9 protein-coding genes are annotated in these 10,197 nt (G+C 71.4%); 2 read left to right on the top strand and 7 right to left on the bottom strand.

Going from position 1 to position 10,197, the window contains the following annotated elements; genetic code table 11:
* Positions 1–100: 100 nt before the first annotated feature.
* Positions 101–1,174, top strand: a complete 1,074-nt coding sequence (locus QZ483_RS10270) for a UDP-N-acetylmuramate dehydrogenase (RefSeq protein WP_297083639.1) — start codon at positions 101–103, stop codon at positions 1,172–1,174.
* On the opposite strand, the gene QZ483_RS10265 is transcribed toward QZ483_RS10270, so the two are convergent.
* The 7 genes from QZ483_RS10265 to QZ483_RS10235 form a co-directional block, all read right to left on the bottom strand.
* Positions 1,175–3,700 (bottom strand): ABC transporter permease, encoded by a 2,526-nt coding sequence (locus QZ483_RS10265; RefSeq protein ID WP_297083638.1) that lies wholly within the window; start codon positions 3,698–3,700, stop codon positions 1,175–1,177. It lies immediately after the preceding gene.
* 6 nt (positions 3,701–3,706) lie between these two features.
* Positions 3,707–4,450, bottom strand: a complete 744-nt coding sequence (locus tag QZ483_RS10260) for an ABC transporter ATP-binding protein (RefSeq protein ID WP_297083637.1) — start codon at positions 4,448–4,450, stop codon at positions 3,707–3,709.
* 126 nt (positions 4,451–4,576) lie between these two features.
* Complete coding sequence (locus tag QZ483_RS10255) at positions 4,577–5,272, bottom strand: response regulator transcription factor (protein ID WP_297083635.1); 696 nt, start codon at positions 5,270–5,272, stop codon at positions 4,577–4,579.
* Positions 5,269–6,549, bottom strand: coding sequence for a sensor histidine kinase (locus tag QZ483_RS10250; RefSeq protein WP_297083632.1), 1,281 nt, complete (start codon positions 6,547–6,549; stop codon positions 5,269–5,271). Before QZ483_RS10250 ends, QZ483_RS10255 begins: the two co-directional genes overlap by 4 nt.
* 74 nt (positions 6,550–6,623) lie before the next feature.
* On the bottom strand, positions 6,624–7,292 hold the full coding sequence (locus QZ483_RS10245; protein ID WP_297083630.1) for a response regulator transcription factor: 669 nt from the start codon (positions 7,290–7,292) through the stop codon (positions 6,624–6,626).
* Complete coding sequence (locus QZ483_RS10240) at positions 7,289–8,680, bottom strand: cell wall metabolism sensor histidine kinase WalK (RefSeq protein WP_297083628.1); 1,392 nt, start codon at positions 8,678–8,680, stop codon at positions 7,289–7,291. Before QZ483_RS10240 ends, QZ483_RS10245 begins: the two co-directional genes overlap by 4 nt.
* Before the next feature lie 90 nt (positions 8,681–8,770).
* Positions 8,771–9,472 carry a hypothetical protein gene (locus tag QZ483_RS10235; protein ID WP_297083626.1) on the bottom strand — a complete coding sequence of 234 codons (702 nt, stop codon included), beginning with the start codon at positions 9,470–9,472 and terminating at the stop codon, positions 8,771–8,773.
* Positions 9,473–9,630: 158 nt separating this feature from the next.
* On the opposite strand from QZ483_RS10235, the gene QZ483_RS10230 reads away from it, so the two are divergent.
* Positions 9,631–10,197, top strand: a 567-nt coding sequence (locus QZ483_RS10230; protein ID WP_297083625.1) for an FHA domain-containing protein, incomplete at its 3' end; no start/stop codon positions are given.

Raw genomic sequence — 10,197 nt, 5'->3', positions numbered from 1 at the left:
CACCGCGCCATCGCGCGGCGCTCGGGCGCCGCCGCCCCGCCCGCCCGCGACTGACCCGGCCCGCGCATCGGCCCTCCGTGCCGCTCACTACGCTGGAGCCATGACCCGCCTGTCCGAGCTCACGACGCTGCGCGTCGGTGGTCCCGTTCGCGAGATGATCGAGCCGCGAGGCGAGCGCGATCTCATCGACGCGGTGCGTGACGCCGACGACCGCGAGGTGCCGCTGCTGGTCCTGGGAGGCGGTTCCAACGTGCTCGCCTCGGACGCGCCCTTCGATGGCGTCGTGGTCCGCGACGCCCGCCGCTCGGTCGCCGTGCAGGACGACGGCGCGTGCGGCGGCGTCTCGGTGACCGTCGCGGCCGGCACGCCGTGGGACCACGTCGTCGCGCGTGCCGTGGACGAGGGCTGGATCGGCATCGAGGCGCTGTCCGGCATCCCCGGATCGACGGGAGCCACGCCCGTGCAGAACGTCGGTGCCTACGGCGCCGAGATCTCGGACGTCGTGGCGCTCGTGCGTGTGTGGGACCGGCTCGAGAGCAGGGTCCGGTCGCTGCCGTGGGCCCAGTGCGGCTTCGCGTACCGCGACTCGCTGCTCAAGCGGTCGATGCGCGGCGAGGCGCCCGACGGCGGCCGCTGGCACCCGAGTCCGCGCTACGTGGTGCTCGACGTGACCCTGCAGATGAAGCAGGGGACGCTGTCAGCGCCCGTGCGCTACGCGCAGCTGGCCGCCGCGCTCGACGTCGAGGAGGGCGAGCGCGCGCCGCTCGTGGACGTGCGCGCGGCCGTTCTCGAGGTGCGCGCTCGCAAGGGCATGGTCCTCGAGGCGGGCGATCACGACACGTGGAGCGCGGGCTCGTTCTTCACGAACCCGATTCTCGGGGCCGATGCGGCGGCGGGGCTCCCGGAGGACGCGCCGCGCTTCGCGGCGGGGGACGGGCGCGTGAAGACCTCGGCGGCCTGGCTGATCGAGCACGCCGGCTTCGCGCGAGGGCATGCGGCGGCGGCCGATGCGCGGGCCACGCTGTCGACCAAGCACACCCTGGCGATCACCAACCGGGGCGAGGCCGCCGCCGCGGACCTGGTCGCGCTGGCGCGCGAGGTCCGCGACGGCGTGAGAGCACGCTTCGGGGTCGAGCTGGTCCCGGAGCCGGTGCTGCTCGGCGTCGAGCTCTAGTCAGCCGTCCGCGGCGATGGCCTTGAGGATGTCGAGGCGCGACGCCCTCCACGCCGGCCAGATGGCGGCCACCACGCCGGCGATCATCGACAGCACCGTGTAGACGCCGATCCACACCCACGGCACCACGGCTCGCTCGAACCCGAAGTCGCTGAGGGCCTGGACCAGCGCGACGCCGAGCCCGACGCCCAGGACGATGCCCAGGATGGTGCCGAACAGCGCCATCACCACGGACTCCAGCGTGATCATTCCCCACACGGCCTTGCGTGTCACACCGACGGCTCGCAGCAGCCCGATCTCGCGGGTGCGCTCCGTGACGGACAGCAGCAGCGTGTTGGCCACGCCGAGGATCGCGATGAGCAGCGCCGCGCTGAGCAGCCCCGAGATGACTCCGAGCAGGATCGTCAGCACCTGGTTGAAGAACTGCTCCAGCTCGCTGGGGGACTGCACCTGCACCAGGGGGAAGTCCTCGCTGAGGTTGTCCTCGATGGCCTGTGTGGTCGCGTCGACGTCCACGTCGTCATCGAAGTCGATGAGCACCTGGAAGATGAACGGGTCGTCCGAGAGCTGCTCGCCCTGCTCCCAGTCCAGCAGGTACTGCTGGTCACCCTCGTTGAGGTAGAGCCCGGTGACGGGAACGGTGACCGATCCGGTCGCGGACTCGAAGGCGATCTCGTCGCCCACCTCGACACCGGCCTCCACCACCGACGGGTCGATGAAGGTGCCGCCGTCGATCTCGGCGAGCGGTCGATCGACGTTGAAGTCGAACACCGCGTCCGCCAGGGCCGCGTCGACCATCCCGACGGTCGTGGACGTCCCATCCACCGTGGCGTCGATTCCCGCGTAGCGCATGACGTCCCGGACACCCTCGGTGTCGGCCACGACATCGATGGCCCCCTGCGGAACGGGACCCATCTGGGCGAGGATGAACAGCTCCGCCTTGTTGGTCGCGAACTGCGAGGTGAACGTGTCCTTGACGGACTCGGTGAACGTGGCCACCAGCGCGAGCAGCATCACGCCGATCATCAGCGCCGCGGCGCTGTTGGCGGACCGGCGCGGCTCGCGGCGGATGTTGTTGGCCGCCAGCTTGCCGTTGACGCCGCCGATCGCGGCGAGAACGCCGCGCAATCCGTGCGCCAGTGGGATGAGGACCTGCGCCGCGAGCAGCGTCGTGCCCAGCACGATCAGCACGGCCCCCGCGCCCACCCAGTACGCCGGGCCGGCCACCTTCAGCTCCAGTCCCGCGACGACCGCGGCGATGCCGAGCAGAGCGAGCGCGCCGCCGACCACGTTGCGCACGCCCAGCGACTTCTTGCCGGACGTTCCCGCCTCGCGCAGCGCCTCCATGGGCGAGATCTGGGAGGCGTGGATCGCCGGCAGCAGCGCTGCGACGATGGTGACGAGCGCGCCGAGGGCGTAGCTCCACACCAGCGCCCTGACCGGCACGATCAGCGGCCCCAGGATGTCCCCACTGAACACCTCGACCAGTGCGCCGCCCGCCACGGCCAGGCCCCAGCCCAGCAGGATGCCGACCGTCGCGCCGACCAGCGCGACCACGATCGCCTCGATCAGGATCGTCGAGCGGATCTGCTTGCCCTGGGCGCCGATCGCTCGCAGGAGCCCGAACTCGCGCGTGCGCTGGGTCACGATGATGCGGAAGGTGTTCACGATGATGTAGGCCCCGACGAACAGCGCGACCAGCCCGAACACGAGCGCGAAGATGTCGATGATGTCGAGAGCCTCGTTGAGCTCCTCGACCTGCTCCGCGGCCTTGTCCTGAGCGGAGATCGCGCGCGTGCCCTCCGGAATGACCTCTCCAGCGTCGCTCACGATCGCGTCGAGGTCCGCGCCGTCCTCGGCCACGATCTCGATGCCGGAGTACCCGGTGATGCCGCCCGCCACCTCGCGCACGGTGTCGTCCGTCGCGTACATGAGCTTCGCCGTCTGCAGCTCGTTGTTCTCGCCGAACCGCACGGAGCCGACGACCTCGAGGTCGTAGACGCCGGTCTCGGTCGCGATGCCCACGACGTCTCCGGGGCTCGCCTCGAGATCCGCGTAGGTGTCGATGTCGACGGCCACCTCGCCGGGGGCCTCGGGAGCGCGCCCGTCGATCACGGTGGCACGGTCGATCCCCTCGACGCCGGTCCAGTTGTACAGCAGCGTCGGGGGCCCGGGCCGCAGGGGTTCGCCGTCGAGGCCGAGCAGCGCGCCCATCTCGTAGCGCACCGCGCCGGCCGCGTCCTCGACGCCGTCGATCGCCTGCACGGCGGCGACGTCCTCCTCCGTGAAGAGACCGGCGGCGTCCGTGGGCGAGAATCCCTCGTCCTCGGATTCCGCAGGCTCCTCCTCGATCACGACGTCGACGGTCGCGTAGATGTCACCGAAGAGGTCCGTGAAGCCCCGCGACAGCGCGCTGGTGAAGGTCATCGTCGCCGTCACCAGGGACACGCCCAGCGCTACGGCGACCACCGTGAGGATGAGCCGCTTCGGGTTGTGTCGAACCGACTTGAGAGCGAGCCTGAGCATCGCGGATCAGTGCCCCATCTGCTTCATGCGGTCGAGCACGCGGTCCGCAGTGGGCTCGCGCATCTCGTCCACGATCTTCCCGTCCTCGAGGAACAGGATGCGGTCCGAGTACGACGCCGCGGTCGGGTCGTGAGTGACCATGACGATCGTCTGCTTGAACTCCTTGACTGCGCGCTGCATGAAGGCGAGCAGCTCCGCGCCCGACCGCGAGTCGAGGTTGCCGGAGGGCTCGTCGGCGAAGATGATGTCGGGGCGCGACACCAGCGCGCGGGCGACGGCGACGCGCTGCTGCTGTCCACCGGACAGCTCCGCGGGCAGGTGCGTCAGGCGATCGCCGAGGCCCAGGATGCCGATGATCTCGTCGAACCACTCCTCGTCGACGTCGCCACCGGCGATGTCGATCGGCAGCGTGATGTTCTCGCGAGCGTTGAGCGACGGGATCAGGTTGAAGGCCTGGAAGATGAAGCCGATGTAGTCGCGCCGCACCTGCGTGATCTGCGCCTCTGACAGCTGCGTGATCACCGTATCGCCGATGGTCGACGATCCTGCCGTCAGCCGGTCGAGGCCCGCGAGCGTGTGCAGGAGCGTCGACTTGCCCGAGCCCGAGGGGCCCATGATCGCCGTGAACTCGCTGCGCGCGATGTCGACGTTGATGCCGTCGAGGGCGCGCACGGCCGCCTCGCCGTAGCCGTAGTCCTTATACCCGTCGCGCATGGTGGCGGCGAGGGCGGGGGCTGCTGTCGTGGTCATGGGTAGGCCTTTCTCGGCGGATCGTCCAGACGGCGACCAGTCTGCCAACAAGCGCTGACGCGCGGGAATCCCCCATGAGGACGGTTGGGTCGAATCGATCTCAGGGATGACCCTGGGAGGTGGTGGTCAGCCGCGCGGCAGCACGATCCCCGAGTCGTAGGCCTCCACCACGGCCTGCACGCGGTCCCGGACCCCCAGCTTGGTGAGGATGTGGCTCACGTGGGTCTTGACGGTGGTCGCGGACACCCAGAGCTCTTGCGCGATCTCCTGGTTCGACATGCCGCGCGCCATGAGCTGCAGCACCTCGACTTCGCGCTCGGACAGGTCGCCGACCGCCTCGGGCGGCGGGGTGTACTCGCCGTCGGTCTCGGCGGCGGCCGATGCGGGCTCGGGCTCCGCGCCGCGTCCGGCAAAGCGCTCGATCACCGCGCGTGTCACCTCCGGAGCGAGCAGCGCTTCGCCGCCGGCCACCACCTGGACGGCGTTCACGAGGGTGTCGCCGTCGGCGCTCTTGAGGAGGAAGCCCGATGCGCCGGCGCGGAGCGCCCGGTATACGTACTCGTCGTCATCGAACGTCGTGAGGATCACGACGCGGGTGCCGGGGTGCGCCGCGAGCACCTCTTCCGTGGCGGCGAGCCCGTCCATGCCGGGCATCCGGATGTCCATGAGCACCACGTCGGGTGCGTGATCGCGGACCAGAGCCACCGCATCGGCCCCGTCCGAGGCCTCGCCGGCGATCTCGATGCCCGGCTCCGCCTCGAGGATCATCCTCAGCCCCACGCGGACCATGGCCTGGTCGTCGACCAGCCCGACTCGAATCATGTGCTCGCTCCCTCCGCGGGCGCGGCGGACGCACCCGAGACCTGATCGTCGCTCGACGGCAGCACCGCATGGACCTCGAACCCGCCGCCGCGCCGTGGGCCGTGCGACAGCGCGCCGCCGAGCGCCTGGACGCGCTCGGCCATCCCCGCGAGCCCGTGCCCGCCGGGCAGTCGGATCGACTCGGAGGTGGTGCCGCGACCGTCGTCGACCACGGTGATGCGGACGGCGTCCGCCGTGCGCTTGACCGTGACCTCCGCGCGCGCCCCCGGCCCCGCGTGCTTGAGGGCGTTGGTGAGCGCCTCCTGGACGATGCGATACGCGCTGAGCTCGACGCCCGCCGGCACGTGGGCGGAGCCCGAGATCTCGAGCGTCACGGGCAGCCCCGAGTCCTGGACGTGCCGCACGAGGCCCGGCAGGGCCGCGAGCGACGGCATGGGCGCGAACTCGTCGATGCGCGCCGGGACGCTCACGCCATGGCCCGCCGCGATGGCGCGGTCGGCGTCGGCGCGTTCGCTGGCCTCCTGCTCGGAGGCGCGCAGCACGCCGATCATGCGCTGCATCTCCTCGAGGCCCGTCCTGCCCGAGGAGGCGATCGTGCTCAGCGTCTCCGCGAGCTCGGGGTCGGCATCTCGCACGCGCCTGCGCGCGCCCTCCGCCTGCAGCGTCATCACGGTGATCTCGTGGGCCACCACATCGTGCAGCTCGCGGGCGATGCGCGCGCGCTCGGCGCGCACCGCGTCAGTCGCGGCCTCGAAGCCCGCCTGCTCCCGCCGCACCGCGGCGACCTCGAGCTCGGTCACGCGCCGTCGGCGGCGCCGCTCGTTCAGCCCCAGCGCGAAGGGGATGACCACGCCGACGGGGATCGCGACCAGGGCGCTGGGAGGGACGGACGTCTCCGACGTGACGATGCCGATGGTCGTCCACACCAGCATCACCCCGACCAGCGCGGCGAAGTGGCGCGCGGCGATCGCGCGCGGCGTCAGCGACGCGAGCCCGTAGATCGCCAGGAACAGCGCCAGCATCGCGGGGCTGGCCTCGTAGCCCAGACCCACCACCACGAGCCACGCCGCGGCCGTGGTCCACAGCACCGCGCGCGGGTACCGCTGACGCCACAGCAGGGGGATGACCATGGCGATCAGCAGCGCATAGCCGAGCGGGTCGGGCGGCCTGATCTCGGTGACCTGAAACCCCGTCAGCGACGCGGCCCACAGCACGCTCAGCACGAGCAGGCCGCCCACGACCAGAACGTCGTTCCATCGCAGCGGTCTCAGGTCCATGGGACCTCAGCGTAGGGCGCTCGGGTGACCGCCGCATCGGCCGCGCGACCGATGCGGTCGCCGGCGCGACCGCCTCACCCCACGAAGCGGTAGCCGACTCCTCGCACCGTCTCGATCGCATCAGGACCCAGGTGGGTGCGCAGGTAGCGGATGTAGACGTCGAGGACGTTGTCCTTCGCCGCCCCGCCCCACACCTCCTCGAGGGCCTCGGTGCGCGGCACCACTTCGCCCTGCCGCGACATCAGCAGCTGCGCCAGCTGGAACTCGCGAGGGCTGAGCGGCACCTCGGCGCCGCCGCTCAGCAGGGTGCGCTCGACGGGGTCGAGCTCGCAGGAACCCACCCGGATCATGCCGCTCGACGTGATGGTGTCGTAGCCGGACCCGGGGTTGCGCGCGCGCAGCCGGATGCGGGCTACCAACTCGTCGAACGAGAACGGCTTGGGCATGTAGTCGTCGGCACCGCGTTCGAGACCTCGCACGGTGTCCTCGGCGGAGGTGCGCGCGGTGAGGATGATGACGGGGAGGTCGGACCCGTGTGCGCGGAGCTTGCGCAGCACCGTGAAGCCCTCCTGATCGGGCAGCCCGATGTCGAGCACCATGATGTCGAAGCGGTCGTACAGGGCGCGCTGCAGGCCCTCGCGGCCCGTGGAGAGGGCGGTGACCTCGATGTCGGCCGTGCGGAGCCCCTGGGTGAGCGACGCGACCAGGCGTTCCTCGTCCTCGATCAGCAGCAGTCGAATCACGATCGGGCTCCGTTCCGGGGGACGATGAGGGCGAAGGCGGATCCCTGGCCCAGTGTCGAGTCGATGGCGATGCGGCCCCCGTGAGCGCGCGCGATCGCGGCGGCGATGGGAAGTCCCAGGCCCATGCCCTCGGCCTCGGGGTCGACGCGGCTGAACCGGTCCATGACTCGCTCCTGATCCTCCGGCGCGATCCCGATCCCGGCGTCGCGCACCCACAGGTGAACCTCGTCTCCCACGATCGCAGTTCCGAGCGCGACTGGCGAGCCCTCCTCGGAGAACTTCACGGCGTTGGCGGCGAGCTGCAGCCACGCCTGCGTCAGCCGCTGCGGGTCCACCTCGACGGTGCCCCGGCCGGTCGCCTCGAGCGTCCAGTCCCGCGCCCCCAGCGCGCCCGCGCGCGCGAAGGTGGAGCGGGTCAGCTCGGCGAGATCGGTGGTCTCGCGCAGGATGAACTCCGGCCGGTCCGACTTCGCCAGCGTCACGAGGTCGTCGACCAGCCGCGACATCATCGACACCTCGTCGAGCAGGTCCCGCTGGCTGCGCTCGACCTCCTCGGGGTCGCGCGGCTCCAGGATCTCGAGGTTGGCGCGCATGATCGACAGCGGCGTGCGCAGCTCGTGGGACGCGTCGTCGAGCAGCTGGCGCTGATCGGCGAAGGCGCGCTCGAGGCGGTCGAGCATGCCGTTCACGGTGCGGGTGAGGCGGGCGAGGTCGTCGTGTCCGGTCACGGGGATCCGCTCGGCCAGGTCGTGCTCGTTGATGCTGCGGGCGCGCTCCTCCAGCACGGTGATCGGGCGCAGCATGCGGCCCACGGTGGTCCACGCGACCACGCCGATCACGGCGAGAGCCGCCACCGCGACAAGCGCGTACACGACGAACGTGTCGCGCAGGCTCTCCATCTGTGCGCCGCGGTCCTCCGCGATCGTGAACACGCCGATGGTGGTGCCATCCGGGGCCACGATCGGCACCGCGGTGTAGCGGTAGTCGGCCACGTCCGTCGTGACGGAGCGCACCCGCACGACCTCGGTGGCCATCGCCGCCGCCTCCTCGAGGAACGCGGCATCGTCCTCGAGGCGCAGCCGGTTGGGGGCCGACGGCACGAAGCGCGCGACGGTCCCGTCGTGTGCGACGGCGCTCTCGGTGGGCGTCGCGACCACGCGGATCATGGCCTCGCGCATGAGGTCGTCCGATGTGGCATAGGCCTCGCCCGTCGTGGGGTCGGGGTCGTTCGCGAGCTCGATGAAGGCCTGCGTGCGCAGCGACAGGTCCTCGGTGATCGTCGCGTCGATCCGCGCCCGTTCGATGCCGAACGCGGTGATGCCGGCGGTGGCCAGAGCGAGTCCGGTGAGGCCCACGAGGTACGCGAACACTCGCGCCCGGACCGACATGCGTCGGGCCGGGCGTGCGAGCCTGGCGAGAAACGTCGCGATGAGGTGCCTCCTGGGGTCACGCTACCGCGACGCCCGCGGACGCCCGGGTCAGTCGTCCTTGCCGCCCCAGCTCGCTCCGCCTCCGGGACGGACGCGGCGATCGCCCCAGGTGCCGTCGCCATCACCCTTGCCGGCCTCGGTCGCACCGTCGCCGTCGTCCCCCGACGATGCCTTCGGATCGTCCTGCATGGCGTTCCATGCACCGATGGCCTCGCTCCACCACCGCTTCGCATCCGCCTCGTCCCATCCATCGGGCCAGACGTCCTCGGAGGCGGCGCGCCAGGCGTCCCAGGTCAGGTCGCACGCTTCGGCGATGGGCTGGGAGTCCCGGATCCACGCGTGCAGGAGCTTCACCCAGGCGTCCGTGTCGCCATCGCTGGGCTTGGCGGGGGCATCGGGCAGCGCGCAGGTGGCCGGGGGGGCCGATGCGGCCGCGGGCTCGGGCTCGGGCTCCGGCTCGGGCGTCTCGACGGTCACGGCGATGGTCTGGAGGTCGGGGGCGTCGTCACCACAGCTCCCGGTCTCCGAGCACTCGATCGGGCCTCGCCCCACCTCGACCGGGTGCGCGGCGGGCGCGTCGGCCGTGACGGGGGCCAGCGAGGCCTCGGTGTCGACCTCGAGCTGAACCGCGGTCGCGACGGCCTGATCAGCGGGTGCCTGAGCCACGGCGGTCGCCGCCCCGACGACCATCAGTGCGATGCCGACGATGCCTGCCGCCACCGTGACGCCGCGGAGGCTGGGTGTCTGCATGCGGACAAGTGTGCCCCACGGATCCTGAGGTTGCTCTCAGGCAGTTCTCGCCGCGGAGTTCTCCACAGATCTCGCCGGCCCTCCGCTCGTCTGCTCACGCCGCACTAGGGTCGCACCACCGTGCGCGGGGGCGCGCGGGTTCGGGGGGAGGGGCGGGGATGGCTCTGAAGGTCAGCGTGGTACGCGGCGACGGGACAGAGTCGATGATCGAGCTCGGCGTCGACTCCTCTCTCACCGTCGGCGACGTCGCTCGAGAGCTGCACGAGCGCGATCCCGCACGCCGCCAAGGGAGTTCGCCGCAGCTCCTGACGTTGGCCGTCGCCCGTCACTCGGCGGGGACCCGGGACCCGGAAACCCTCGATCCAAGCCAAGGCTTCTCGTCCTCCGGGGTCCGCAGCGGTGATCATCTCGCGCTCACCCGCGCGCGGGAGCGCTCTGCGCGCCCGCCCGCCGCTCCGGCCGGGGTGGCCAGCGTGCTCGCCGGCCCGGACCGAGGCAGGTCGTTCGCGCTCCACGCAGGCGCCAACGCGGTCGGGCGCGCGGCCGACGTCGAGGTGCTGCTCACGGATCCGCTGGTGTCGCATCGCCACGCGCGCATCGTGATCGGCGAGCACCCCGAGGTCGTCGACACGGGATCGACCAACGGCGTCATGGTCGGCGACGCCTTCGTCACCCGGAGGCGCCTGCTCGACGGTGACGTCGTGCGCATCGGCGCGACCGAGTTC

Origin of the sequence: uncultured Demequina sp., assembly GCF_913055775.1 — a bacterium.
Classification (GTDB): domain Bacteria; phylum Actinomycetota; class Actinomycetes; order Actinomycetales; family Demequinaceae; genus Demequina.
The sequence above is the reverse complement of the archived record's forward strand: the minus strand, read 5'-3'. Positions and strand labels throughout refer to the sequence as shown.